This is a genomic window from Cupriavidus sp. KK10 (assembly GCF_018223725.1).
Taxonomy (GTDB): Bacteria; Pseudomonadota; Gammaproteobacteria; order Burkholderiales; family Burkholderiaceae; genus Cupriavidus; species Cupriavidus necator.
The window spans coordinates 176,601-199,505 of the sequence record NZ_CP073677.1 but is presented as its reverse complement, the minus strand read 5'-3'; the positions used below and the strand labels follow the sequence as shown (position 1 = coordinate 199,505).

General features: G+C 67.8%; 24 protein-coding genes and 1 pseudogene. 8 read left to right on the top strand and 17 right to left on the bottom strand.

What is annotated here, in order from left to right; genetic code table 11:
* Positions 1-22: 22 nt before the first annotated feature.
* The gene (gene pyrE / locus KB879_RS00990; RefSeq protein ID WP_153954914.1) at positions 23-709 is read right to left on the bottom strand and encodes an orotate phosphoribosyltransferase; all 687 of its coding nucleotides are present in this window, start codon (positions 707-709) and stop codon (positions 23-25) included.
* A gap of 27 nt (positions 710-736) precedes the next feature.
* Between pyrE and KB879_RS00985 the strand changes: the two genes are divergently transcribed.
* Positions 737-1,513 (top strand): exodeoxyribonuclease III, encoded by a 777-nt coding sequence (locus tag KB879_RS00985; RefSeq protein ID WP_013955302.1) that lies wholly within the window; start codon positions 737-739, stop codon positions 1,511-1,513.
* 9 nt (positions 1,514-1,522) lie between these two features.
* Here the strand turns inward: KB879_RS00985 and KB879_RS00980 are convergent.
* Positions 1,523-1,726 (bottom strand): annotated as a pseudogene (locus KB879_RS00980) (type II TA system antitoxin MqsA family protein); the annotation flags it as partial.
* 116 nt (positions 1,727-1,842) lie between these two features.
* On the opposite strand from KB879_RS00980, the gene argC reads away from it, so the two are divergent.
* Positions 1,843-2,790, top strand: coding sequence for an N-acetyl-gamma-glutamyl-phosphate reductase (argC, locus tag KB879_RS00975; RefSeq protein ID WP_013955301.1), 948 nt, complete (start codon positions 1,843-1,845; stop codon positions 2,788-2,790).
* Between the two features lie 70 nt (positions 2,791-2,860).
* Here the strand turns inward: argC and KB879_RS00970 are convergent, their stop codons facing one another.
* Positions 2,861-3,823 carry a M48 family metallopeptidase gene (locus KB879_RS00970; RefSeq protein WP_153954913.1) on the bottom strand — a complete coding sequence of 321 codons (963 nt, stop codon included), beginning with the start codon at positions 3,821-3,823 and terminating at the stop codon, positions 2,861-2,863.
* Between the two features lie 155 nt (positions 3,824-3,978).
* Between KB879_RS00970 and KB879_RS00965 the strand changes: the two genes are divergently transcribed.
* Positions 3,979-5,238, top strand: coding sequence for a muropeptide transporter (locus tag KB879_RS00965; protein WP_013955299.1), 1,260 nt, complete (start codon positions 3,979-3,981; stop codon positions 5,236-5,238).
* 13 nt (positions 5,239-5,251) lie between these two features.
* Here the strand turns inward: KB879_RS00965 and KB879_RS00960 are convergent, their stop codons facing one another.
* Together KB879_RS00960 and KB879_RS00955 are read right to left on the bottom strand one after the other, a co-directional pair.
* Positions 5,252-6,100: an acyl-CoA thioesterase II gene (locus KB879_RS00960; protein ID WP_153954912.1), complete on the bottom strand. Its 849-nt coding sequence runs from the start codon at positions 6,098-6,100 to the stop codon at positions 5,252-5,254.
* A 124-nt stretch (positions 6,101-6,224) separates the two neighbouring features.
* On the bottom strand, positions 6,225-7,112 hold the full coding sequence (locus KB879_RS00955; RefSeq protein WP_013955297.1) for a DMT family transporter: 888 nt from the start codon (positions 7,110-7,112) through the stop codon (positions 6,225-6,227).
* A 110-nt stretch (positions 7,113-7,222) separates the two neighbouring features.
* On the opposite strand from KB879_RS00955, the gene KB879_RS00950 reads away from it, so the two are divergent.
* Positions 7,223-8,137: a LysR family transcriptional regulator gene (locus KB879_RS00950; RefSeq protein ID WP_153954911.1), complete on the top strand. Its 915-nt coding sequence runs from the start codon at positions 7,223-7,225 to the stop codon at positions 8,135-8,137.
* Here the strand turns inward: KB879_RS00950 and metW are convergent, their stop codons facing one another.
* The 5 genes from metW to argB all read right to left on the bottom strand — a co-directional run bounded on the left by metW (position 8,138) and on the right by argB (position 12,797).
* Positions 8,138-8,749 (bottom strand): methionine biosynthesis protein MetW, encoded by a 612-nt coding sequence (gene metW / locus KB879_RS00945; RefSeq protein WP_013955295.1) that lies wholly within the window; start codon positions 8,747-8,749, stop codon positions 8,138-8,140.
* Entirely contained in the window at positions 8,746-9,927 is a 1,182-nt protein-coding gene (locus tag KB879_RS00940) for a homoserine O-acetyltransferase (RefSeq protein WP_153954910.1), read from the bottom strand. Before KB879_RS00940 ends, metW begins: the two co-directional genes overlap by 4 nt.
* Before the next feature lie 274 nt (positions 9,928-10,201).
* On the bottom strand, positions 10,202-10,873 hold the full coding sequence (slmA, locus tag KB879_RS00935; RefSeq protein ID WP_013955293.1) for a nucleoid occlusion factor SlmA: 672 nt from the start codon (positions 10,871-10,873) through the stop codon (positions 10,202-10,204).
* Entirely contained in the window at positions 10,870-11,808 is a 939-nt protein-coding gene (locus KB879_RS00930; RefSeq protein ID WP_013955292.1) for a pyrimidine 5'-nucleotidase, read from the bottom strand. The genes slmA and KB879_RS00930 overlap by 4 nt, the downstream gene beginning before the upstream one ends.
* Positions 11,809-11,879: 71 nt before the next feature.
* Positions 11,880-12,797: an acetylglutamate kinase gene (argB, locus tag KB879_RS00925; RefSeq protein ID WP_010813296.1), complete on the bottom strand. Its 918-nt coding sequence runs from the start codon at positions 12,795-12,797 to the stop codon at positions 11,880-11,882.
* Positions 12,798-13,152: 355 nt separating this feature from the next.
* Here argB and KB879_RS00920 point away from each other — a divergent pair, with 355 nt between their 5' ends.
* A complete protein-coding gene (locus tag KB879_RS00920; RefSeq protein WP_153954908.1) occupies positions 13,153-13,395 on the top strand; it encodes a cysteine-rich CWC family protein in 243 nt (80 codons plus the stop codon).
* On the opposite strand, the gene KB879_RS00915 is transcribed toward KB879_RS00920, so the two are convergent.
* Entirely contained in the window at positions 13,368-13,898 is a 531-nt protein-coding gene (locus KB879_RS00915) for a DMT family transporter (RefSeq protein ID WP_153954907.1), read from the bottom strand. The two genes, KB879_RS00920 and KB879_RS00915, sit on opposite strands and share 28 nt — an antisense overlap.
* Before the next feature lie 93 nt (positions 13,899-13,991).
* Between KB879_RS00915 and KB879_RS00910 the strand changes: the two genes are divergently transcribed.
* Complete coding sequence (locus tag KB879_RS00910) at positions 13,992-14,927, top strand: LysR family transcriptional regulator (protein ID WP_013955288.1); 936 nt, start codon at positions 13,992-13,994, stop codon at positions 14,925-14,927.
* 179 nt (positions 14,928-15,106) lie between these two features.
* Here KB879_RS00910 and KB879_RS00905 read toward each other — a convergent pair whose 3' ends face one another.
* Positions 15,107-15,595 carry a copper chaperone PCu(A)C gene (locus tag KB879_RS00905; RefSeq protein ID WP_013955287.1) on the bottom strand — a complete coding sequence of 163 codons (489 nt, stop codon included), beginning with the start codon at positions 15,593-15,595 and terminating at the stop codon, positions 15,107-15,109.
* 176 nt (positions 15,596-15,771) lie between these two features.
* Between KB879_RS00905 and KB879_RS00900 the strand changes: the two genes are divergently transcribed.
* Together KB879_RS00900 and KB879_RS00895 are read left to right on the top strand one after the other, a co-directional pair.
* Positions 15,772-17,166 carry an ATP-binding protein gene (locus KB879_RS00900; RefSeq protein WP_153954905.1) on the top strand — a complete coding sequence of 465 codons (1,395 nt, stop codon included), beginning with the start codon at positions 15,772-15,774 and terminating at the stop codon, positions 17,164-17,166.
* Positions 17,163-17,774 carry a response regulator transcription factor gene (locus KB879_RS00895; RefSeq protein ID WP_013955285.1) on the top strand — a complete coding sequence of 204 codons (612 nt, stop codon included), beginning with the start codon at positions 17,163-17,165 and terminating at the stop codon, positions 17,772-17,774. Before KB879_RS00900 ends, KB879_RS00895 begins: the two co-directional genes overlap by 4 nt.
* Before the next feature lie 73 nt (positions 17,775-17,847).
* Here KB879_RS00895 and KB879_RS00890 read toward each other — a convergent pair whose 3' ends face one another.
* From KB879_RS00890 to KB879_RS00870, 5 genes are all read right to left on the bottom strand, one after another.
* On the bottom strand, positions 17,848-18,141 hold the full coding sequence (locus tag KB879_RS00890; RefSeq protein WP_013955284.1) for a hypothetical protein: 294 nt from the start codon (positions 18,139-18,141) through the stop codon (positions 17,848-17,850).
* Between the two features lie 340 nt (positions 18,142-18,481).
* Entirely contained in the window at positions 18,482-19,813 is a 1,332-nt protein-coding gene (gene hslU, locus KB879_RS00885) for an ATP-dependent protease ATPase subunit HslU (protein ID WP_211980555.1), read from the bottom strand.
* Positions 19,814-19,863: 50 nt separating this feature from the next.
* Entirely contained in the window at positions 19,864-20,400 is a 537-nt protein-coding gene (gene hslV, locus KB879_RS00880; RefSeq protein ID WP_010813287.1) for an ATP-dependent protease subunit HslV, read from the bottom strand.
* Positions 20,401-20,629: 229 nt separating this feature from the next.
* Positions 20,630-21,616, bottom strand: a complete 987-nt coding sequence (locus KB879_RS00875) for a tripartite tricarboxylate transporter substrate-binding protein (RefSeq protein WP_013955282.1) — start codon at positions 21,614-21,616, stop codon at positions 20,630-20,632.
* Between the two features lie 295 nt (positions 21,617-21,911).
* Complete coding sequence (locus KB879_RS00870) at positions 21,912-22,811, bottom strand: alpha/beta fold hydrolase (protein ID WP_153954904.1); 900 nt, start codon at positions 22,809-22,811, stop codon at positions 21,912-21,914.
* Between the last annotated feature and the right edge of the window lie 94 nt (positions 22,812-22,905).

Genomic DNA, 22,905 nt, shown 5'->3' with positions numbered 1-22,905 from the left:
CGCCCCGTTGTCATCAACGGCTTCAGACGCCGTAGCGCTGACGATAGGCCGCCACGGCCTCGCGCGAAGCCCCCAGCGCCGGGTCCTGCGACGCATCCAGGTAAGCCAGCAGGTCCTTCAGGCTGGCGATCGCGATCACCGGGATGCCGAATTCGCGCTGCACGTCCTGCACGGCGGAATGGGTGCCGACCTGCTCGGCGGTACCGCTCTTTTCCATGCGGTCCAGTGCGATCAGGACCGCGGCCGGGTCGGCGCCGGCGGCGCGGATCATGTTCACCGATTCGCGCACCGAGGTGCCGGCGGAAATCACGTCGTCGATGATGACCACCTTGCCCTGCAGCTTGGCCCCGACCAGCGTGCCGCCTTCGCCGTGGTCCTTGGCTTCCTTGCGGTTGTAGGCGAAGCCGACGTCACGTCCCATGCCCGCCAGCGCCACCGCCGTGGCCGACGCCAGCGTGATGCCCTTGTAGGCCGGCCCGAACAGCACGTCGAACTGCACGCCCGAGGCCAGCAGCGTTTTGGCATAGAATTGCGCCACCTGGCCCAGCATCGCGCCCTGGTTGAACAGGCCGGCGTTGAAGAAGTAAGGCGACTTGCGGCCGGCCTTGGTGACGAACTCACCAAACGACAGCACGCCCGCATCGAGCGCAAAGCGGATAAAGGTCTGGCTGAGATCGGCACCCGCGGGCGGTTTCTGCTGCGTCATCATTTCTCTCTGAATTCAAAATTTCCCCGAATGTTACGGATTATCAGCGCCAACCTCAACGGCATCCGCTCCGCGTCGAAGAAGGGCTTTTTCGACTGGATGGGCAAGCAGGACGCAGACATGGTCTGCGTGCAGGAATTGAAGGCGCAGGCCGCCGACATGACGGAAGCGTTCCTTGCGCCACATGGCTACCATGGCTATTTCCACTATGCCGAGAAGAAGGGCTACAGCGGCGTGGGCCTCTACACGCGCCATCAGCCCGAGCGCGTGGTCACCGGCTTCGGCATTCCCGAGTTCGACAACGAAGGCCGCTATGTGGAAGTGCAGTACCCGCACCTGGCAGTAATCTCCGTGTACGTGCCGTCCGGCTCCAGCGGCGAGGAGCGCCAGCAGGCCAAGTTCCGCTTCATGGAGGCCTTCCTGCCGCATCTTCTGCAACTGAAGGCAAGCGGGCGCGAGATCGTGCTGTGCGGTGACGTCAACATTGCGCACAAGGAAATCGACATCAAGAACTGGAAGGGCAACCTGAAGAATTCAGGCTTCCTGCCGGAAGAACGCGCCTGGATCGGTGAACTGTTCGACAGCCACGGCTATGTCGATGTGTTCCGCAAGCTGGATCCGCGCCCCGACCAGTACACCTGGTGGAGCAACCGCGGCCAGGCCTATGCCAAGAACGTCGGCTGGCGCATCGACTACCACCTGGCCACGCCCAAGATCGCAGACACGGCGCACCTGTGCTCGATCTACAAGGACGAGAAGTTCAGCGACCACGCGCCGCTGTCGATCGACTACGACTTTCCGCTCTGAGCACGGCATTTACGCCGCCCGGATCTCTTCGAGCAGTTCCGGGTGGCGATCAAGCAGCTTGAGCAGCTTGACCAGCGCCAGCGGCGGCTTGGTCCGGCCGGTCTCGTAGCGCGAGAACGCGTTGACCCCGCCGCCGAAGATCTCGGCGCCATCGCGCTGGTCGAGGCGGAGCTTCTTGCGAACGCCGGTGATATAGGCCGGATCGACAAGCGTAATCCCATCGGTACAAACCCCTGCGACCAGCCCCCATCCCCGCTACAATGCAGGTTCCCTATCGCATGCGGCAGGGGACGTTTCGCATTTCCCGCACCTCATTGAGTGAGTCAGCCATGGTTTTCAAAGTGTTCGTCGATGGTCAGGAAGGCACCACCGGTCTCCGGCTGCTTGACTATCTATCCGGCCGTTCCGACGTGGAACTGCTGCGCATTGCCGATGACAAGCGCAAGGACCCGGCCGAACGAGCACGATTCCTGAACGCCGCCGACGTCGCCTTCCTGTGCCTGCCCGATGCGGCCTCGCGCGAGGCGGTGTCGCTGGTGACCAACCCGAACACCTGCGTGATCGACGCCAGCACGGCGTTCCGCACCTCCGACAGCTGGGCCTACGGCCTGCCCGAACTGGCGCGCGGCCAGCGCGAGAAGATCCGCGACAGCAAGCGCATTGCGGTGCCGGGCTGCCACGCCAGCGCCTTCGTGCTGGCAGTGCGTCCGCTGGTGGACGCCGGTGTGCTGCCGTCCGACTACCCGGTTTCGGCGTTCTCGCTGACCGGCTACAGCGGCGGCGGCAAGTCGATGATTGCCGAGTTCGAAGCCGGCGGTAACCCGAAACTGGACAGCCCGCGTCCATACGCGCTGGGCCTGGAACACAAGCACCTGCCCGAGATGCGCGTGCAGGCCGGCCTGGCGCAGGCGCCGATCTTCAACCCGATCGTCGGCAACTTCCTGAAGGGCCTGGCGGTGACGGTGCCGGTGTTCACGGACCGGCTGGCGCGCAAGGTCAGCCCCGAGCAGATCGTCGAGATCTACCGCAAGCATTATGAAGGCGAGCAGTTCGTGCGCGTGATGCCGTACAACAGCGCCGACAACCTCGACGGCGGCTTCTTCGACGTTCAGGCCAACAACGACACCAACCGTGTCGACCTGTTCGTGTTCGGCAATGCCGAGCGCCTGAACCTGGTGGCCCGCCTGGACAACCTGGGCAAGGGCGCGGCCGGCGCGGCGGTGCAATGCATGAACGTGCATGTGGGCGCTGACGAGGCCACGGGGCTGCGCGCCTGACGCGGCAGCAGGCCCCGAATGAGGAAAAAGCCGGCATTGCCGGCTTTTTTCATTGGCGTCAGCAGACCGCTCAGCGTTGCAGCGGCTTCTGCCGGTCGTCGTCGCCGCTGTCCACCGGCGCGCCGCCCAGGTTCGCCATATTGGCGCGGTATGGCGGCAGCCTGTCCACCGTGGTATTGCTCGCGCGCGCATAGAGCGGCAGCACTTCCGGCAGGTGCTTCTCCAGGTCGGCGATGCGGCTGCGCCCGGACGGATGCGTGGACAGGAACTCTGTGCCGGACTGGCTCACCTTGCCCATCTTCTGCCACAGCGACACTGCGGCGCGCGGGTCGTAGCCGGCGCGCGCGGCGATATCCATGCCGATCAGGTCCGCCTCGGACTCATCCGCGCGCGAGAAACGCAGCGTCAGCAGGTGGGCGCCGGTGCCCAGCGCCATATTGCCAAGGTTGCCGAAGCCGAACAGCTGCGAGATCACGTTGGCACCGAGGTTGGTGATCTCTGACTTGGCGGCGCGCTCGCGCGCATGCTCCTGCAGCGCGTGGGCGATCTCGTGGCCCATCGCCATGGCGATCTCGTCGTCGGTCAGCTTGAGCTGGTCGAGCAACCCGGTATAGAAGGCGATCTTGCCGCCCGGCATGCAGAACGCATTGACCTGCCTGGAGCCGATCAGGTTGATCTCCCACTGCCACTGCCGCGCGCGCTCGTTCCAGCGTGCGGTCTGCGGCAGCAGCCGCTTGCCGATCGTGCGCAGGCGCACCAGCTGCGGGTTGTCGGCGGCGGCCAGTGCATGCTTGGCGATGGCTTCCTGCTTGAGCTGCTCGTATTCCTGCGCGGCCTGCTGCTCGATGGCCTCGACCGGCACGATCTTGCGCACGGCCGAGCCGCTGCGGTCCAGCCGGATGCCGCCAGCCTCGCTGTCCTGCGCCTGGGCGGGCATGCACCAAGCCATGGGCGCCGCCACCGCGGCCAGCGCCAGCGCGCGGACCAGACGGTCACGGGTAGGACGCTGAACACCTTGCAGGCGGCGGAGCATTTGCGGTTCCTCGGACGCAGTGGAAGACCAGGCAGGCGGATCGGTGATCCGCGGCAACGATGCCCTGCCGTGCCACATGTGGCGGGCAGGCAAACAGGTGATGCAATAATACACGGCGCCCGCGCAGCCGCGCGGCGCTTCACGCCGGCCCGTTCATGACCTTCCAGACCTATCTCGATATCTTCCGCAACCGCCGCATCGGCGCCATGCTGGCGCTGGGCTTCGCCTCCGGGCTGCCGCTGGCGCTGACCTCCGGCACCTTGCAGGCATGGATGACGGTCGAGGGGCTGGATATCAAGACCATCGGCTTCTTCTCGCTGGTGGGCCAGGCCTATATCTTCAAGTTCCTGTGGGCGCCGCTGATGGACCGCTACACGCCGCCGCTGCTGGGGCGCCGGCGCGGCTGGCTGCTGGTGACGCAGCTGGGGCTGGTGCTGGGCATTGCCGGCATGGCCTTCTGCCCGCCGCGCGAGGCGCTGTGGATGCTGGCGGCGCTGGCCACGCTGGTGGCCTTCCTGTCGGCGTCGCAGGACATCGTCTTCGACGCCTACAGCACCGACGTGCTGCGCCCGGCCGAGCGCGGCGCCGGCGCAGCGGTCAAAGTGCTGGGCTACCGGCTGGCGATGCTGGTCTCGGGCGGCCTGGCGCTGTGGCTGGCCGACCGCGTGCTCGGATGGCAGCAGACCTACCTGCTGATGGCGGCGCTGATGGGCGTGGGCATCGTCACGCTGCTGTGGGCCCCGGAGCCCGACGTGCCCGCGCGCACGCCGCATTCGCTGGAAGAGGCGGTGGTCGGCCCGCTGCGCGACTTCTTTGGCCGCCAGGGCGCGTGGTGGCTGCTGCTGCTGATCGTGCTGTACAAGCTCGGCGACGCCTTTGCCGGCAGCCTGTCGACCACCTTCCTGATCCGCGGCGTGGGCTTCTCGGCGGGCGAGGTGGGCATCGTCAACAAGACCCTGGGGCTGGCCGCCACCATCATCGGCGCGCTGTTCGGCGGCACGCTGATGGTGCGCCTGGGCCTGTACCGTTCGCTGATGCTGTTCGGCGTGCTGCAGGCGGTGTCGAACCTGGGCTACTGGATCCTGGCGGTGACGCCGCCGCACCTGTGGACCATGGGGACGGCCATTGCGGTCGAGAACCTGTGCGGGGGCATGGGCACGGCGGCCTTCGTCGCGCTACTGATGACGCTGTGCAACCGCTCGTTCTCGGCCACGCAGTACGCGCTGCTGTCGGCGCTGGCGTCGGTGGGCCGGGTCTATGTGGGGCCCTCCTCGGGCTATATGGTCGAGGCCTGGGGCTGGGCGCCGTTCTACCTGGGCACGGTGGTGGTGGCGCTGCCTGGCGTGATGCTGCTCTGGGCCATGCGCCACACCGTGCATCGCTACGAGGCCCAGGCGCGCGAAGCGATCGCCTGAGCCCGCGCCTGCCTCACTCCTTGTAGTAGACGATCTGGTGCGAGCTGGCGATCAGCTCGCCGCCGGCGCTCCATAGCTGCGCGCGCTGGTCGAAGAAGCCCTGCCTGAACACCTGCGCCTGCGCGCTGGCCAGCACGTGGCTGTCGCCCAGCGCGGCCAGCGTGTCGGCATCGGCATGGAAATAGGTGGTCATCGACACCGTGCCGGCCGGCACGAAGCCCGCGCGCTTGAGGAAGATGCGCGGATAGAAGCTGTCGGCCCAGGCCGCCAGCGCGGCGAAGTCCGGCGTGCGCGCCGGCGCGTCGCGCAGCCAGAACTGCGTCAGGCTGTCCGGATGCTCGGTGCCGGGCTCGGTGGCCGGCTTGGCGCCGCGCACCGGGCGCATGTCGTAGGACTTGAGCCAGCGCACCGGCGCAAACCCGCTCATGGCCGGGAGGGTGTCGGCCGCTGGCACCTCCGGCATCAGCGCCTCGCCGCAGACCCAGGTCTCGCGGCGCACCGCAAACATGGCGGTGGCGGTGGTGGCCACGGCATCGCCCTGGCGCAACTCCAGCGTCCAGTGCTGGGTCGAGCGGTTGGTGCGCACCGGGCGCGCCTCGATCTCGAACGGCCCCTCGGCGATCGGCCCGGCAAAGTTGACCGTCAGCGAGACCGGGTCGCCCAGGCGCTGCGGATGGTCCAGCGCCGCCTGCAGCAGCGTGGCGGCGGTGATACCGCCGAACGGGCCGATCATGTTCCAGTACTCGGGCGTGGTGCGGCCCAGGAAGCGGTGGCCGCCGGCCGGCTCCAGCGCCAGCGCGTCGTCAAAGGGATGGAGCGGGCTGGCGGCAGTGGCCGCCTGGGTCTGGGGCGCAGTGGACATGGCTGGTATGGGTTGGTGACTCGCAGGGAATAGCACGATCGTTCGATCCACTGCCTACACTAACCGTAGTCAGCGTTCGGGTCAAGACGGCAGTCCTCCAGCCGCTGGCACCGTCGCACCCGCATCAGCCTTGCGCCCGCCGCCGCAGCGGCAGGCTCCAGCCCAGTTGGTTGGCGACCACGCCCAGCAGCACCAGCGCCATGCCGGCGATCTGCAGCGGCCCCAGCACCACGCCGAACACCATCACGTCGATCACGATCGCCACCAGCGGATAGATGAAGGACAGCGTGGCGATCGACACCACGGTAAGGCGCTGGAAGGCGCCATACAGTAGCGTGTACATCACGCCCGTATGCACCAGCCCCAGCGCCAGCAGCGCGGCCCAGGTGCCGGTGCCATAGCTGCCCGCAGCAGGATGCGCCAGTGGTGCCAGCATCAACACGCCCAGCACCATCTGCAGCCCGGCAATCTGGCCTGGCGGGATGGCCTGCAGCCGGCGCGTGGCCAGGGTCGTCACCGCATACAGCAGTGCGGCCAGCAGGCCCAGACCGATGCCGGCCAGCATCGCAGTGCCAGTGGCGCCATGCTCCAGCCCGGTGATCAGCATCACCCCGGCAAAGGCCAGCACCAGCCATGGCAGCCGCGCGAACGGGAACGGCTCGCGCTGGATCACCGAGGTCAGCATCAGCAGGAAGAACGGCTGGGTGTGGTAGACCACCGTGGCAATGGCGATGCCGCTGTACGCATACGCCGAGAACAGCGCCAGCCAGTTGAGCACCAGCGTGACGCCGCCCAGCACCAGCCAGCCAAGCTGCGCACGGGTCATCCGCACCCAGCCGCGCTGCAGCGTCAGCACGCCCAGCAGCGCAGCGCCGCCGAACAGGCAGCGGAAGAAAACCACATCGAGCGGCGGTTGGCCGCTGGTGACCACGAACCAGCCGATGGTGCCAGACAGCAGCATGGCCGCTACCATGCGCCAGGCGCCACCTGGCAAGGGTTGTTGCGAGGGCATGACGGACTCCGGTCAGACAATGGCTGCATTGTTCCATCATGCAATCTGCTCAACAATCCCGTCGTCGTTCAATTAGTATTTGACCTGAAGTCAAAGGATGGGGACGCGCAATGCCGGATATGCCACTTAATGCGATGGCCGTGTTTGCACGCGTGGTCGAGTGCGGCAGCTTCTCGGCCGCCGCGCTCGACCTGGGCATGACCCCATCGGCGGTCAGCCGGCACGTCTCCCGTCTGGAAGCCACGCTCGGTGCCAGCCTGCTGCAGCGGACCACGCGCGCCTTTGCGCTGACTGAGCTGGGCCAGTCGGTCTACGCCGCCTGCGCCCGCATGACCGCCGCCGCGCGCGAGGTCACCGCGCTCGCCGGCGAGCACGGGGGCACGCCGCACGGCGTCCTGCGCGTGAGCGCTCCGGTCTCGTTCGGGCAGGCCTGGCTGGCGCCGCGGCTGCCGGCGCTGCTGGCCAAATACCCGGGGCTGGACCTGCAGCTGACGCTGGCCGACCGCATGGTCGACCTGGTCGAGGAAGGGATGGACGTGGCCGTACGCATCGCGCGCGAACTGGCGCCCGGGCTGGCCGCGCGCCCGCTGCGCGAGGTGCGCTACCGGCTGGTGGCCTCGCCCGGCTACCTGGCCCGCCACGGCACGCCGGCCACGCCCGCCGACCTGCCCGCCGCACGCTGCCTGTACCTGGGCTACGGCAACTTCGGCGAGCGCTGGACCATGCGCCACCACGCCGGCGGCGAGAAAGTGGAGGTGCGCATCCCGCCGCGCCTGACGCTGAACAACAGCCTGGCGATCATGAGCATGGTGGAACGCGATGCCGGCATCGGGCTGGTGCCGGACTTCTCATTGGGCAATGCATTGGACCAGGGCCGGGTCGTCACCGTGCTGGCCGACTGGGACATCCTCGAGCCCTACATCGGCACGGCCTACGCGGTCTACACGCCCACACGGCATGTACCGCCCAAGGTGCGCGCCTTTGTCGATCACCTTGCAGCCACGGCCGCCGACGCGCCAGCCTGATCAGGCCGCGCAGACCCGGTACACCGCCAGGCTGCCGCGCCAGTTGCCGCCCCAGTTGACGGTCACGCCCTCGTGCATCACCACGCGGTCGATCACGCGCAGGCCGACCTTGGGCGCCAGCGCCTCGAAGTCGCTGATGGTCAGCACGCGCACGTTGGGCGTGTTGTACCACTGGTAGGGCAACGATTCCGACACCGGCATGCGGCCGCGGAACACCGACAGCCGGTGCGGCCAGTAGCCGAAGTTCGGGAACGACACGATGCACTCGCGCCCCACCCGCAGCGTGTCGCGCAGCACCTGCGCGGTGTTGTGGATGGTCTGCAGCGTCTGCGACAGGATCACCGTGTCGAAGCTCTTGTCCTCGAACAGCGCCAGGCCGCCTTCCAGGTTCTGCTGGATGACATGCACGCCCTTCTGCGCGCAGGCCAGCACGCCTTCGTCGCGGATCTCGATGCCGTAGGCCTGCACGTCGAGCTCGTCCTGCAGCACGCGCAGCAGGCTGCCGTCGCCGCAGCCCAGGTCGAGCACGGTGGAGTTGGGTTCGATCCAGCGCGCGATTGCGCGGAAGTCGGGGCGCAGCGCCAGGATATTGGGATTGGCCAGGGCGTTCATGCGCCGATCTCCTCTGCGATGCGGTCGTAGTAGGCGCGCATCAGGTTGTGATAGCGCGGGTCGTCGAGCAGGAAGGCATCGTGGCCGTGCGGCGCGTCGATCTCGGCGTACGAGACCGGGCGCTTGTTGTCCAGCAGCGCCTTCACCAGCTCGCGGCTGCGGCTGGGCGCAAAGCGCCAGTCGGTGCCGAAGCTCGCCACCAGGAAGCTCGCCTGGGTCTGCGCCATCGCGCGCGTCAGGTCGCCGCCGAAGGCCAGCGCCGGGTCGAAGTAGTCGAGCGCGCGCGTGATCAGCAGGTAGGTGTTGGCGTCGAAGTACTCGGCGAACTTGTCGCCCTGGTAGCGCAGATAGCTCTCCACCTGGAACTCGACATCGAACGAGAAGCGGATGTCGTCGGTCTTCAGCTCGCGGCCGAATTTCTCGGCCATGTCCTCGTCCGACAGATAGGTGATATGGCCGATCATGCGCGCCACGCGCAGGCCGCGCTTGGGCTTGACGCCATGCGCGTAGTAGTTGCCGCCGTGGAAGTCGGGGTCGGACAGGATGGCGCTGCGCGCGACCTCGTTGAAGGCGATGTTCTGCGCCGACAGCTTGGGCGTGGACGCGACCACGATGCAGTGGCGCAGGCGGTCCGGGTACAACAGGCTCCAGGCCACCGCCTGCATGCCGCCCAGGCTGCCGCCCATCACCGCGGCGAATTGCGTGATGCCGAACGCATCGGCCACGCGCGCCTGCGCATTGACCCAGTCTTCCACCGTCACCACCGGAAACGCCGCGCCGTAGGGCGCACCGGTGGCCGGGTTCAGGCTCATCGGCCCGGTCGAGCCGAAGCACGAGCCCAGGTTATTGACGCCGATGACGAAGAAGCGATTGGTATCGAGCGGCTTGCCGGGCCCGACCATGTTGTCCCACCAGCCCACGTCGCGCGGGTCTTCGGCATAGACGCCGGCCACATGGTGCGAGGCATTGAGCGCGTGGCACACCAGCACCGCGTTGGAGCGGGCCGCATTGAGCGTGCCATAGGTCTCGACCATCAGGTCGTAGCCGGCAATGGACGAGCCGTTGCGCAGCTTCAGCGGCTCGGCAAAGTGCATGCGCTGCGGCGTGACCACGCCGACCGAATCGGGCGGCAGGTCGAACGCGGCAGGCGCGGCGGTCGGCAGGGCGACATCAGTCATGGAATCCGGCCCGTGGCGAACGGGCATAAAAAAACCCGACCGGCATTTGCGTATGAAGCATCGCAGCCAAGTCGGGATTCACTGGATTCCTTGCGGGATTCCGCGTGCCGGCGCCATCCACTACCGTGGTGGCATGGGGCGCCGACCCAACCTCTTTAGCCGCATTTATAGTGGCAACCCGGAACTTGGTCCCTTGGCTGCCGCGCGCCCGCAAGCCAGTCATCAAATCGGCGCGACCGGGCAATTATAGAGCAATCGGCCCGGCGTGTTGTTTTCAGCTCAGCAAGACCCGCAGGTGCGCCTCGGCATGGTCCGACGGCGACTTGCGGAAGCCGCTCTTGGCATAGCGGTGCCACTGTCCCTGCACCGCCGCCATGATCAGCGCCGCGCGCGCCGGGATGTCGGCATCCGCGGGGAACGCGGCCTGCGTCACCGCCATCTTCAGGCACTGGCGCAGCGAGGCCTCGATGCGGTCCACCAGCTGGTTGATGCGTTCCTGCAGGCGCTCGTGCTCGCCCACCAGCGCCTCGCCGGTCAGCACGCGCGTCATGCCCGGGTTCTTCTCGGCAAACGACAGCAGCATGCGCACGATGGCGTGGGCCTGGCGCAGGCCGTGCTCTTCCTTGTCGGTGATCTGGTTGATCAGGCCAAACACGGTCTGCTCGATAAAGCCGATCAGGCCTTCGTACATCTGCGCCTTGCTGGCGAAATGGCGGTACAGCGCCGCCTCGGACACGCTCAGGCGCGCAGCCAGCGCGGCCGTTGTGATCTTCTCCCCGCGCGGGTGCTCCAGCATGGTGGCCAGCGTCTGCAGGATCTGCACGCGGCGCTCGCCCGGGCGCGGGCGCTTGCGCGCCGGCGTGGCGGGCGGCTGGCCTCCGTCCTGCGCATCCTGCGCACTGCCTGAAATGACCGCCTCCGGCTCGCGCCCGTTGCTTTGCGTCATGACCCGATTCTCCGCATTCGTCGTTGGAGTTGATGCATCGATTGTACTTTTATGTTCACATAGGCCGGCCGGTTCGGCACGCGGGCGCGCACGCGCGGCACGTTGTCGGGCTGCGCCTGCGGTGCCTGGGTCTCCGCGGCCACCAGCGTCACCGACTGCTCCTGCGCGGCATGGCCGACATGGCGCCGGTCCTCTGCCTCCAGCGTCGAGCGTACCGCGGCATCGCGCCGGCTGCCGTCGTCGCGCACCGCGGGCACCTCATGCGGGCGCGATGGCGCGATCGTGCGCAGGTAGCCCGTCACCCAGGCGGTGCGGATGCCAGTGCCGGCATAGCGCTTCAGGTGCGACACGGTGTCTTCCACCAGCACCGCGCGATGCGGGGCAATGCGGGTCTGCACCAGCAGCCGGCGCAGCATGCGGCGGTCCGGCTTGGGCCGCAGGTGGCCATGCACCCACATCTGCTCGATTGCCACCACGCGCTCGAAGCAGTGCCGTATGCCCGCTATCTCCAGCACCGCCCGCGCGTAGTCCTGTGGCGCATTGGTGACCAGGATCTTGCGCCCCGGCAGGCGCCGCAGGTGCGCGGCCAGCCCGCGCCGCACCCGCACCATGTCGGCCAGCTCCGGGAATTCATGCGCGGCGCGCAGGAAGTCAGCCGGATCCACGCCGTGGTGCCGGATCATGCCGAGCAGCGTGGCGCCGTAGCGCTGCCAGTAGTCCACGCGCACGCGGCTGGCGGTGGCCTCGTCGCAGCCGAGCACGCGCGCCACGTAGTCGGTCATCAGCCGGTTGATGGCCGGGAAGATCGCGTGCGAGGCGTCGTGCAGGGTGTTGTCGAGATCGAACAGCCAGACCGTATCGCCCGAGGTATTGCCCGCGGGGCGGCGGCAGAGGCGAGCGCGGACACGGCGCGGAGAAGGAAGACTGGAAGGCACGCCGGGCAACTCGGAGGGTGATGGGATGATCGGGGCGGCCGGCCGCTGCCGGCACCGCCCCGAGGCTCCGCTCAGTGCGAGCGGATCATGGTGCCGAAGGCCTGCTCGGTCAGGATTTCCAGCAGCAGCGAATGCTCGATGCGACCGTCTATGATGTGCACCGAATGCACGCCGCTCTTGGCCGCATCCAGCGCCGACGAGATCTTCGGCAGCATGCCGCCCGAGATGGTGCCGTCGGCGAACAGCTCTTCGATCTCGCGTGCGGACAGGTCGGTCAGCAGGTTGCCCTTCTTGTCCATCACGCCCGGGATGTTGGTCATCATCACGAGCTTCTCGGCCTTCAGGATCTCGGCCATCTTGCCGGCAACCACGTCGGCGTTGATGTTGTAGGCCTGGCCGTCGTCGGAGAAGCCGATCGGCGAGATCACCGGGATAAAGGCGTCGTCCTGCAGCGCCTTGACCACCGCGGGGTTGATCGCCTCGATGTCGCCCACATAGCCGATATCGATGAAGGCGCCCGGGTTCTCGCGGTCAGGCATCTGCAGGCGCTTGGCGCGGATCAGGCCGCCGTCCTTGCCGGTCAGGCCCACGGCCTGGCCGCCGTACTGGTTGATCAGCATCACGATGTCCTGCTGGACTTCACCGCCCAGCACCCACTCGACCACTTCCATGGTCTCTTCGTCGGTGACGCGCATGCCCTGCACAAAGGTGCCGACCTTGCCGACCTTCTTCAGTGCCTCATCGATCTGCGGGCCGCCGCCGTGCACCACCACCGGGTTCATGCCGACCAGCTTGAGCAGGATCACGTCGCGCGCGAAGCCGTGCTTGAGCTTCTCTTCGGTCATGGCATTGCCGCCGTACTTGACCACGATGGTCTTGCCGTGGAACTTGCGGATATACGGCAGGGCCTCGGCGAGAATCTCGGCTTTCAGCGCGGGAGCAATGGCGGCCACCGTGGTTGCGGCAGGCCCGGGGTTGTCGGCGTTCATGGGGGACATCCGTGAGAATCAACAGGTATGATGGCTAATCGGCCACGTAGCCAGGGATAACCAACGGGGATCGCCCGAAAGTGCGCCATCCGGCCATGGCAGGCGCCGATTTTACAAGAAACCGCGCGGGGCGCGAGTCAACCGGCCGAACGTGGTCCCGCGAATTGCCTGCAAGCGGCCTGCAAGCGCCCCACGGGGCACCAACGCGTTCCGTCCGCGCAACAACGTGCCGCCACCTCAGCCGTTTGGCTTGCGCCGCGGCTCAGCGTTCCCCAGCCTTGACCATCATGCCCGCCGCCAGCCGCCTCTTGCCAGCCCGGATCCCCAGCTTCCTGCCAGCGCCGGGAGGCCAGCCATGAGCGACGCCTCGGCCGTGCTGACCGGCCAGCTGCGCCCGGTCGAACATTGCAGCCACTGCGGCGCGGGCTTTGTCTGCGGCTACGTGGCGGGGCTGCCCGAGTGCTGGTGCGCCAGCCAGCCGCTGCTGCCGGCGCGGCGCATCGTGCCGGGCCAGCACTGCCTGTGTCCGGCCTGCCTGGCGGAGCGCCGGCAAGCCGCTCAGGAGCCCGCTCAGGAACCCGATTCCGCCGCCGGCTGAGACGCCGGCCCGGATGCCGTCGCGCTGCCCCACTGCATCACCAGCATTCCCGCAACGATCAGCGCCGCACCCGCCAGCCGCGCCGGCGTCAGCGCGCGCACCGCAAAGCCGGCCAGCCCGAACTGGTCCACCAGCAGCGCGGCCAGCACCTGGCCCGCCACCACCGCGGCGATAAAGCCGGCGGCGCCCAGCCTGGGCGCCATCATCAGCGCGGCCGAGATATAGAACACCCCCAGCACCCCGCCGATCCAGAGCCAGCCCGGCCCGCGCGCCAGTGCCGACGGCGCCGGCAGCGGCACGCGCATCAGCCACAGCACGGGCAGCAGCGCCGCCAGACTGACCAGCAGCGACACCAGCGTGGCCGACAGCGGATGCCCGAGCGTGCGCCCGAGGGTGGCATTGGCGCCTGCCTGGAAAGGGATCGCCGCGCCGGCCAGCACGGCCGTACCAAGCGGCAGCCAGAGTGAAACCGGGAGGGAAAACGGCAACTGGGTGCCTGACATGACGCGCTCCATAGGGCAAGATGCGATGCCGGCAGTTTGAAATATCGCAATGCGAATTTCCAATTCTGCTTTCGTACGTTTAATATTCGCCGAATGAATAGCCTACGCGGAATCGACCTCAACCTGCTGGTGGTGCTCGAAGCACTGCTGGCCGAGCGCCATATCTCCCGCGCCGCGCTGCGGCTGCACCTGAGCCAGCCGGCGGTCAGCCACGCGCTCGGGCGGCTGCGGCAGCTGCTCGACGATCCCATCCTGGTGCGCGGCAAGGGCGGCCTGGTGCTGAGCGCGCGCGCCCATGAGCTGTCCGGCCCGCTGGCCGAGGCGCTGGCGCAGGTGCGCATCCTGCTGGGGCCCAGCGGCTTCCAGCCGGCTACCGCGCGGCGCAGCTTCCGGCTGGCCATGTCCGACTACGGCGCGCTGGTGGTGCTGCCGCGGCTGCTGCGCGCGGTGCGCAAGGCCGCGCCCAATATCGACCTGGTGGTGTCGCAAGCCAGCCGCGAAGGCATGACCGCCCAGGTGGCCGATGGCGAAATCGACATGGCCCTGGGCGTGTTCACCCACCAGCCGGAAGGCGTGAAATCCGCGGAGCTGTTCTGCGAGAGCTATGCCTGCGCGGTGGATGCCGCCACCGTGCGCGATACTGGCCGGCTCGACCAGGTGGCCTACCTGGCGCGCTCGCACGTGCTGGTGGCCACGCACAGCGAACGCATGGACGCGATCGACACCGCGGTGGCCAAGCTGGGGGGACGGCGCAAGATCGCCTGCGTGGTGCCGCACTGGAGCGTGGCGCCGGCGCTGATCGCCGGGACCAACCTGGTGCTGACCACGGCGCGGCGCAGCCTGGCCGCGCTGGAGGAAGACCCGCGCTACGCCGTGTTCGCGCCGCCGTTTGCGCTGGACGACTTCACCTTCAGCATGATCTGGCACGAGCGCACCGAAGCCGATCCCGCCCACACCTGGCTGCGCGAGCGCGTACTGGCCGCGGCGGCCAGTCAGGAATCGGAAGAGCCGATCAGCTTGCGCGGCTGACGGCGCACCCCCGGCTTGGCTGGCGCCGGGGGCTGGGCATCACGGCGCTGCGCGGGAACAGCAGGTGGCCTGGCGGGGCGCGTATCCCCACGAAAGACCAGCTTCTGCCGGGTGCCGTGCTGCTTGTTGGCCATGATGACTGGGTGGGTGGATGGACGAGGCCGGGCCCCGTCAGGCGCTCAGTGCTTGTGTTCGCCGTGGCCGCCGCTCGCGCCGGCGATAGCGGGCACCATGTCGCGCACTTCGGCCGTGACCTTCTGCTCGGTCACCTTGCCGCCCTGCTCGATCTTCAGCGTGATGGGCACGGTGTCACCCTTCTTCAGCTGCGACTTCAGGTCCATCAGCATCACATGGTAGCCGCCCGGCTTCAGCTCGACGTCCTTCATCTTGGGCAGGTCCAGCGACTTGACCTGGCGCATGCGCATCACGTTGCCTTCCATCTTCATTTCGTGCAGCTCGGCCGCGCCCACCGGCGACGATACGCCGACCAGCTTCGCGTCGTCGTGCGCGTGCAGCACCATGAAGGCGCCGGAGGCAGTCTGGGTCGGCACCGTGCCGCGCACCCAGGCGTTGCTGACATCGACCTGGGCCAGCGCGGCGCCGGACGCCAGCGCCGCTGCGAGGGCGACCGATGCGGCCAGCGTGGCCGAGCGGAATTTGGCTTGCATGAAAGGCTCTCCTGAAAGCAGACATTAGACCATGGCGATGCCCGCCCGTGCATGCCCCAGGCAACCCCGCCATGCGACGCACAGCCGGCTAGTCTGGCAGCCCGCCCGGCGCGGCGCCAATGCGGCAAGGTGTCGCACGCACCGGTGCCCCGCGGCCGCATTGATACACTCGCGCCATGACCACCGCCGCAGCCGTGACCCGCTTGCCCGACCTCCCCTTCCTGTCGCCACTGCCGGCGGGCACCTCCGCCCGCCATGGCCAGGTGACGCTGCGCCGGCTGTTCTGGCTGCGCTGGGCACTGCTAGCGGGACAGGCGCTGACCGTGCTGAGCTGCGAGCCCATCGCCGGCATCCGCCTGCCCTACGGGCCGCTGCTGGTGGTGTTCGGCCTGCAGGCGCTGTTCAACCTGCTGACCGGCCTGCGCCTGCGCCAGCACACGCGGCGCAACAGCGCCCCCGGCGAGGCCGAGCTGATGGGCCAGCTGCTGGTGGACCTGACCGCGCTGTCGGCCATCCTGTTCTACACCGGCGGCGCGACCAACCCCTTTGTCTCGTTCTACCTGCCGGGGCTGGCCATTGCCGCCGCCATCCTGCCGTGGCGCCAGGTGATCGCGCTGGCGCTGTACGCGCTCGCCTGCTACACGCTGCTGCTGTTCGAATATGTGCCGCTGGACCTGCACAACCCGGACAACGCGGTGAACTACCACCTGGCCGGCATGTGGCTGAACTTCGTCGCCAGCGCGGTGATGATCGCGCTGTTCGTGGCGCGCCTGTCCGGCGTGCTGCGCCAGCGTGAGGCGCAGCTGAACCTGGCGCGCGAGCAGCTGCTACGCGAGGCGCGCGTGGAAGACCTGAACGGCCAGGCCGCCGCGGTCGCGCATGAGATCGGCACGCCGCTGGCCACGCTGGCGGTCATCGCCGGCGAGCTGCGTGCCGATGCCTCCGACGCGGGCCGCGGCACCTCCGCAATCAACGGTTACCTGCCCGACCTGCAGACCATGGAACAGCAGCTGGCGCTGTGCCGCACAACGCTCGCGCGCCTGCGCGAAGACCCGGCCACGCTCGCGCCGCAGCGAATCGACGGCTGGCTGCCGGCCTTTGCCGAGCGCTGGCAGCTGCGCCACCCCAACGCCAGCCTGCAGGCCAGTGCCACGCCGGGCGCCGGCGCGCAGGCGGTGGAAACCGCGCGCGTGGGCCAGATCCTGACCATCCTGCTGGACAACGCCGCGCGCAGCCAGCAAGCCGCGAGCCGCGGCCAGGAGCCGCTGCAGCTGCAGATCGCCATGGCGCCCGGCAATACCGCGCCGTGGCTGTCGTTCCGCATCGCCGACCACGGCGACGGCATTCCCGAGATGCTGCGCGGCCAACTGGGCGAAACCCCGGTGGCCAGCCAGCACGGCGGCCAGGGCATCGGCCTGTACCTGGCGCAAAGCGCCGCCCGGCAGATGGGCGGCGAACTGGCCTGGCACGACCGCGCCGGCGGCGGCACCGTTGCCGAGCTGCGCCTGCCCGCGCTGTCCACCCTTTCCGCATCCGCCGCCACCGCCGCCATGGCACCACGAATCCCATGACCGACACCCTCCCCCCGGTACCCGAAGCCATCGCACCGGCTGGCACGCCCTTCCTGGTCATCGACGACGACGAAGTCTTTGCCGGCACCCTGGCACGCGCGCTCACGCGACGCGGCTATGCCGTGCAGGTGGCGCACGACAGCCGTACCGCACTGGCGCTGGCATCACGCATCGAGTTTGCCTATGTGACGCTGGACCTGCACCTGGAGCCGCCGCCGGATGCCGGCAGCACCGTGCCCGCCGAATCGGGGCTGCAGCTGGTGTCGCCGCTGCGCCAGGCGTTGCCGGACGCACGCATCCTGATCCTGACCGGCTACGCCAGCATCGCCACCGCGGTGGCGGCGGTCAAGCAAGGCGCGGACGAATACCTGGCCAAGCCGGCCAATGTCGATTCGATCCTGACCGCGCTGATGGCGGGCGTGTCCGAAGACGCGGCGCAGGCCGCGCTGGAAGAACCGGTGCCGCTGTCGGTGGCGCGGCTGGAATGGGAGCATATCCAGCGCGTGCTGGCCGAGCATGACGGCAATATCTCCGCCACGGCACGGGCGCTGAACATGCACCGGCGCACCTTGCAGCGCAAGCTGGGCAAGCGGCCGGTGTCGCGGTAATTGTTACGGCAACAAGCGAAAAGGCCGCGCCTTGCGCGGCCTTTCACATGCCCGATGGCAAGCGCCATCCGGGTTACAGGCGCAGCTGGACATAGTCCCAGTCCAGGCCCTCGGCACGGTCCTGTGGCGTGCTGCCTTGTGCGATGCGCATGGCATCGCCGGCATGGCGGTCCGCCAGCGTGAACAGCGCGCCCGAGTCCAGCGCCAGCGTCGCCGCCGCGGCAGCGGCCGCACCGACCGTGCCCGATTGCGCCGCTTCGGCAGCCGGAATGGCCGGACGCACACACAGGAACGCGGTCGCCGCGGCCAGCGCGGCCAGCAGGCCACCCGTGGTGAGCACAACTCGGCGGGTCTTGTAGTTGACCATCTGATTTCTCCTGCCAGTGAGTTGATGGGGATGCGGTGGCTCCCGCACCGGTCAATCGACCGTCAAGGTGCGCAAGGGTCGCATCGGCCGGCAGGGGTGCGCCAGCGGGCTTACCAATGCTTACGATGGTTACCGGGGTGCGGCAAGTGGAAACGCCTGGACATGAAATACGTCCCGTGCGGGTGACGGGCAGGTGAGGCCTTCGCGCATGGTGGTTTTTGGCTTGGTGTCATTACGGTCGGGTGTCTCGCTTGGCACCAAGCCAAAAATCACGAGCCCCGAATACCCACAAAAAAAGGCGCACCATGGTGCGCCCTGCATCGTGTCCCAGCCGCCGGCTTTACAACACGTAACGCGACAGATCCTCGTTGCCAGCCAGATCCCCAAGCCGCTCATCCACATACGCCGCATCGATCGTCACAGTCTCGCCCGACGACCTGGTGGCGTGGAAAGACAGGTCCTCCAGCAGCCGCTCCATCACCGTGTACAGGCGCCGCGCGCCGATGTTCTCGACCTTCTCGTTGACCGAGAAGGCGATCTCGGCCAGCCGGCGGATGCCGTCCGGCGCGAACACCAGGCTGACCACTTCGGTGCTCAGCAGCGCCTGGTACTGCTTGGTCAGGCTGGCATCGGTCTGCGTCAGGATGGCCTCGAAGTCCTGCACGGACAGAGAATCCAGCTCGACCCGGATCGGGAAGCGGCCCTGCAGCTCGGGAATCAGGTCGCTCGGCTTGGACAGGTGGAATGCACCCGAGGCAATGAACAGGATGTGGTCCGTCTTGATCATGCCGTACTTGGTGCTCACCGTAGTGCCCTCGACCAGCGGCAGCAGGTCGCGCTGCACGCCCTGGCGCGACACCTCGCCGCCGCCGATCTCGCTGCGGCTGGCGATCTTGTCGATCTCGTCCAGGAACACGATGCCGTTCTGCTCGACATTGGCGATGGCCTTGTGCTTGAGCTCCTCGTCATTGACCAGCTTGGCGGCCTCTTCGTCGATCAGCAGCTTGAAAGCCTCCTTGACCTTCATCTTGCGGCGCGTCTTCTTGCCCTGGCCCAGCCCGGCAAACATGGTGCGGATCTGCTCGGTCATGTCTTCCATGCCCGGCGGGCCCATGATGTCCATGCTCGGCATGCCGGCGGAGAGTTCCAGCTCGATTTCCTTGTCGTCGAGCGAGCCTTCGCGCAGCTTCTTGCGGAACACCTGGCGCGTGTTGGAGTCCTTCTCCTCCGGCTGTGAGAAGCCGATATCGCGCGCCGGCGGCAGCAGTACGTCGAGCAGGCGGTCCTCGGCCGCGTCCTCGGCCTTGGTGCGCACCTTCTTCATCTCGGACTCGCGCGTCTGCTTGATCGCCATCTCGGCCAGGTCGCGCACGATGGTGTCGACATCGCGGCCGACGTAGCCCACCTCGGTGAACTTGGTGGCCTCGATCTTGATGAAGGGCGCGTCGGCCAGCTTGGCCAGGCGGCGCGCGATCTCGGTCTTGCCGACGCCGGTCGGGCCGATCATCAGGATGTTCTTGGGCGTGATTTCCTGGCGCAGGGGCTCGGCCACCTGCTGGCGGCGCCAGCGGTTGCGCAGCGCCACCGCCACGGCCTTCTTGGCCTTGTTCTGGCCGATGATGTGCTTGTCGAGTTCGGAAACGATTTCCGACGGGGTCATGGTGTGCGACATGGTATCCGTTCAGTGGGGGCGCGCCGGCCTGCGCGGTGGCCGGCCTGCGCTTATTCCAGCGTCTCGATGACGAAGTTGGTGTTGGTGTAGATGCAGAGCTCGCCGGCAATGGTCAGCGCTTTCTCGACCACGTCCTTGGGCGCCATTTCGGTGTTCTCGACCAGCGCCTTGGCGGCCGACTGCGCATACGCGCCACCCGAGCCGATCGCGGCGATGCCGCCCTCGGGGTCGAGCACGTCGCCGTTGCCGGTAATGACCAGCGTGGTGTCGCGGTCGGCGGTGATCAGCATGGCTTCCAGCCGGCGCAGGGCGCGGTCCGAACGCCAGTCCTTGGCCAGGTCGACCGCGGCGCGGGTCAGGTTGCCCTGGTACTTTTCCAGCTTGGCCTCGAAGCGGTCCAGCAGCGAGAAGGCGTCGGCGGTGCTGCCGGCAAACCCGACCAGGACCTTGCCGTTGTAGATGCGGCGCACCTTGCGCGCGGTGCCCTTCATCACGATATTGCCGAGCGTGACCTGACCATCTCCGCCAAGTGCGACCTGATTGCCGCGGCGGACGCTGACGATGGTAGTGCCGTGATACTGTTCCATGGTGGCTTCCGTGAATATGTCAGGACCGTAGTTGGCGACGCCCCTGGCCGGTTTCAAGGCCTGTCGCGTGCTCTGGGAAGCGCCGCCCGGTCTGACCCAATATAGGATGCCTGCTGGCAGGCTGCCGGAGGTCCCGCCAGAAAACAAAAAGGGCCATGCGGTGCCGCATGGCCCTTGTCCGGCGACGCGCGGGCCAGGGCCCGCGCGCCTTATGCATCACGCCACCTGATCAGTCGGCATATACGCCGGCCTTCTTGATCACCGGCGTCCACTTGTTGATTTCGGCGGTCAGGTAATTGCGCAGCGAATCCGGCGTGGCGCGCTGCGCCGGCACCGCTTCGGCACCCAGCTCGGCCATCTTGGCGCGGAAGGCCGGGTCGGCCACGGACTTCTGCAGCGCCGCCGACAGCTTGTCGATCACCGGCTTGGGCGTGCCCTTGGGCGCGTACATCGCGTGCCAGACCTTCACTTCCACGCCCGGCATGCCCTGCTCGGCCGCGGTCGGGACATCCTTGAACGCTTCCACGCGGCGTGCCTGCATGGCCGCGTACGGCTTGACCGAGTGGGCCTTGAGATGGCCGGCAAGATTGGTGGTCTGGTCGCACAGCAGGTTGACCTGGCCGCCCAGGATATCGGTCAGTGCCGGCGCAGCGCCCTTGTACGGCACGGTGGTCAGCTCGGTCTGGATCGCGCTCTGGAACAGCAGGCCGCACAGGTGTGAGGCCGAGCCGATGCCGGCATTGGCCAGCGACAGCTTGCCGGCGTTGGCCTTGATGTACGGCAGCAGGTCCTTGAAGGTGTTCGGCGGCAGCGACTTGTTGCCGACCAGGATCATCGGCACGTCGGCGATTTCGCCGATCATCTCGAAGTCCTTGAGCGGATCAAAGCCCAGGTTGCGGTACAGCGCCGGGGCCGTGGCCATGCCGATATGGTGGATCAGCACGGTGTGGCCGTCGTTCTTGGCCTGGGCGACCTTCTTGGCGCCGATGGTGCCGCCGGCGCCGCCCAGGTTCTCGATCACGATGGTCGAGCCCAGGTGCTTGGACATGATCGCGGTCAGTTCACGCGAGACCTTGTCGGTCGGGCCGCCCGCGGAGAACGGCACCACGGCCGAAATCGGCTTGCCGCCCGGGAATTCCTGCGCATACGCGCCCGCCGCCACACCCATCGCGCTGACTGCCAGCGCACCCGCGACCATCTTTACCACTCGTTTCATGCTTTCTTCTCCTGGTTCCCTTTAATACCCGTCTTGCAATGCGTTGCCGCCGGCCCGGCCCCTGCTCTTGTGGGGGGCGCATCTGGCGCGGTTTCTGTGACCGCGCCCTTGGACCATGCCGGCTGGCTCCGCTGCCCTGCCGTAAACGGCAAGGGCGGGCCTTGATGTTAGCAACACCAGACAATACGCAGGTATAGGGGCTAACCCGCCTGCAATCAGCCGCATATGGCGGAAAACGAGGAAGATATGGGAGAGATCGGCTACAAAGGCGTGCGTTTGTGATACTCGGTGCGGCCTAACGGAAGAAACCGAGCATTTCCTCAAGCAGCGGCTCGGCGGCCTCTTCCGGGATGTAGTGCCCGCACGGCAGCGCCTGGCCGCTAATGTCGGTGGCCACCTCCTGCCACAGCGCCAGCGGCTCGAAGCAGCGCGCCACCACGCCGTGCTCGCCCCACAGCACGCGCAGCGGCAGCGCCAGTCGGCGCCCGGCCTCGCGGTCGGCGCGGTCGTGCTCCAGGTCGATGGTGGCGGCGGCGCGGTAGTCCTCGCACATGGCATGCACGCGCGCCGGGTCGCGCATCGCCGCGGTGTAGGCCGCCATGGCGTCGGGGGCGAAGGGCGTCAGGCCCGCGTGGCGCAGGCCCATCAGCTTCTCGATGTAGAAATCGGGCTCGGCGTTGATCAGCGTCTCGGGGAACGGCGCCGGCTGGATCAGGAAGAACCAGTGCCAGTAGGCGGCGGCAAAGGCCATGCTGGTGCGCTCGTACATCGCCAGCGTGGGCGCGATGTCCAGCAGCATGGCGCGGCTGACCGCCTCCGGATGGTCCATGCACAGCCGGTGCGCGACGCGGGCACCGCGGTCGTGGCCGCACAGCGCAAAGTGCTCGAAGCCAAATGCCGCCATCAGCGAGACCTGGTCCTGCGCCATGGTGCGCTTGCTGTAGTGCTCGTGGCCGGCATTGCCGGGCGGGGCCGAACTGCTGCCGTAGCCGCGCAGGTCGGTGGCGATCACCGTGAAGTGATCGGCCAGCGCCGGCGCCACCCGGTGCCAGATCAGGTGGCTCTGCGGGTGCCCGTGCAACAGCAGCAGCGGCGGCCCCGAACCGCCGCGCACGCCGGCGATCTCGACCTCCCCGACACGCTGCCGGAAAGTTTCGAAGTTCGGGAACAGCAGCGCGCTGGCGTCATTCAGCATGGGTCGTCTCCGCTCTGGGGCTTATAGGTCGTCCTGTGCCGATCATAGGCGCAAACCGCCCCATCGGCGTGGCTGCGCCGGCTTCGCCATTCGG

Bases quoted from the DNA above. Each gene is read 5' to 3' on its own strand.
- KB879_RS00910 (WP_013955288.1), top strand. From the start codon at position 13,992: ATGAATAGCCTACGCGGAATCGACCTCAACCTGCTGGTGGTGCTCGAA.
- KB879_RS00870 (WP_153954904.1), bottom strand. From the start codon at position 22,811: ATGCTGAATGACGCCAGCGCGCTGCTGTTCCCGAACTTCGAAACTTTC.
- argC (WP_013955301.1), top strand. From the start codon at position 1,843: ATGGTTTTCAAAGTGTTCGTCGATGGTCAGGAAGGCACCACCGGTCTC.
- KB879_RS00890 (WP_013955284.1), bottom strand. From the start codon at position 18,141: ATGGTCAACTACAAGACCCGCCGAGTTGTGCTCACCACGGGTGGCCTG.
- KB879_RS00915 (WP_153954907.1), bottom strand. From the start codon at position 13,898: ATGTCAGGCACCCAGTTGCCGTTTTCCCTCCCGGTTTCACTCTGGCTG.
- slmA (WP_013955293.1), bottom strand. From the start codon at position 10,873: ATGACGCAAAGCAACGGGCGCGAGCCGGAGGCGGTCATTTCAGGCAGT.
- hslU (WP_211980555.1), bottom strand. From the start codon at position 19,813: ATGTCGCACACCATGACCCCGTCGGAAATCGTTTCCGAACTCGACAAG.
- metW (WP_013955295.1), bottom strand. From the start codon at position 8,749: ATGAACGCCCTGGCCAATCCCAATATCCTGGCGCTGCGCCCCGACTTC.
- KB879_RS00950 (WP_153954911.1), top strand. From the start codon at position 7,223: ATGCCGGATATGCCACTTAATGCGATGGCCGTGTTTGCACGCGTGGTC.
- KB879_RS00920 (WP_153954908.1), top strand. From the start codon at position 13,153: ATGAGCGACGCCTCGGCCGTGCTGACCGGCCAGCTGCGCCCGGTCGAA.
- hslV (WP_010813287.1), bottom strand. From the start codon at position 20,400: ATGGAACAGTATCACGGCACTACCATCGTCAGCGTCCGCCGCGGCAAT.
- KB879_RS00895 (WP_013955285.1), top strand. From the start codon at position 17,163: ATGACCGACACCCTCCCCCCGGTACCCGAAGCCATCGCACCGGCTGGC.
- KB879_RS00985 (WP_013955302.1), top strand. From the start codon at position 737: ATGTTACGGATTATCAGCGCCAACCTCAACGGCATCCGCTCCGCGTCG.
- KB879_RS00960 (WP_153954912.1), bottom strand. From the start codon at position 6,100: ATGTCCACTGCGCCCCAGACCCAGGCGGCCACTGCCGCCAGCCCGCTC.
- KB879_RS00970 (WP_153954913.1), bottom strand. From the start codon at position 3,823: ATGCTCCGCCGCCTGCAAGGTGTTCAGCGTCCTACCCGTGACCGTCTG.
- KB879_RS00955 (WP_013955297.1), bottom strand. From the start codon at position 7,112: ATGCCCTCGCAACAACCCTTGCCAGGTGGCGCCTGGCGCATGGTAGCG.
- KB879_RS00965 (WP_013955299.1), top strand. From the start codon at position 3,979: ATGACCTTCCAGACCTATCTCGATATCTTCCGCAACCGCCGCATCGGC.
- KB879_RS00940 (WP_153954910.1), bottom strand. From the start codon at position 9,927: ATGACTGATGTCGCCCTGCCGACCGCCGCGCCTGCCGCGTTCGACCTG.
- pyrE (WP_153954914.1), bottom strand. From the start codon at position 709: ATGATGACGCAGCAGAAACCGCCCGCGGGTGCCGATCTCAGCCAGACC.
- KB879_RS00905 (WP_013955287.1), bottom strand. From the start codon at position 15,595: ATGCAAGCCAAATTCCGCTCGGCCACGCTGGCCGCATCGGTCGCCCTC.
- KB879_RS00875 (WP_013955282.1), bottom strand. From the start codon at position 21,616: ATGAAACGAGTGGTAAAGATGGTCGCGGGTGCGCTGGCAGTCAGCGCG.
- KB879_RS00900 (WP_153954905.1), top strand. From the start codon at position 15,772: ATGACCACCGCCGCAGCCGTGACCCGCTTGCCCGACCTCCCCTTCCTG.
- argB (WP_010813296.1), bottom strand. From the start codon at position 12,797: ATGAACGCCGACAACCCCGGGCCTGCCGCAACCACGGTGGCCGCCATT.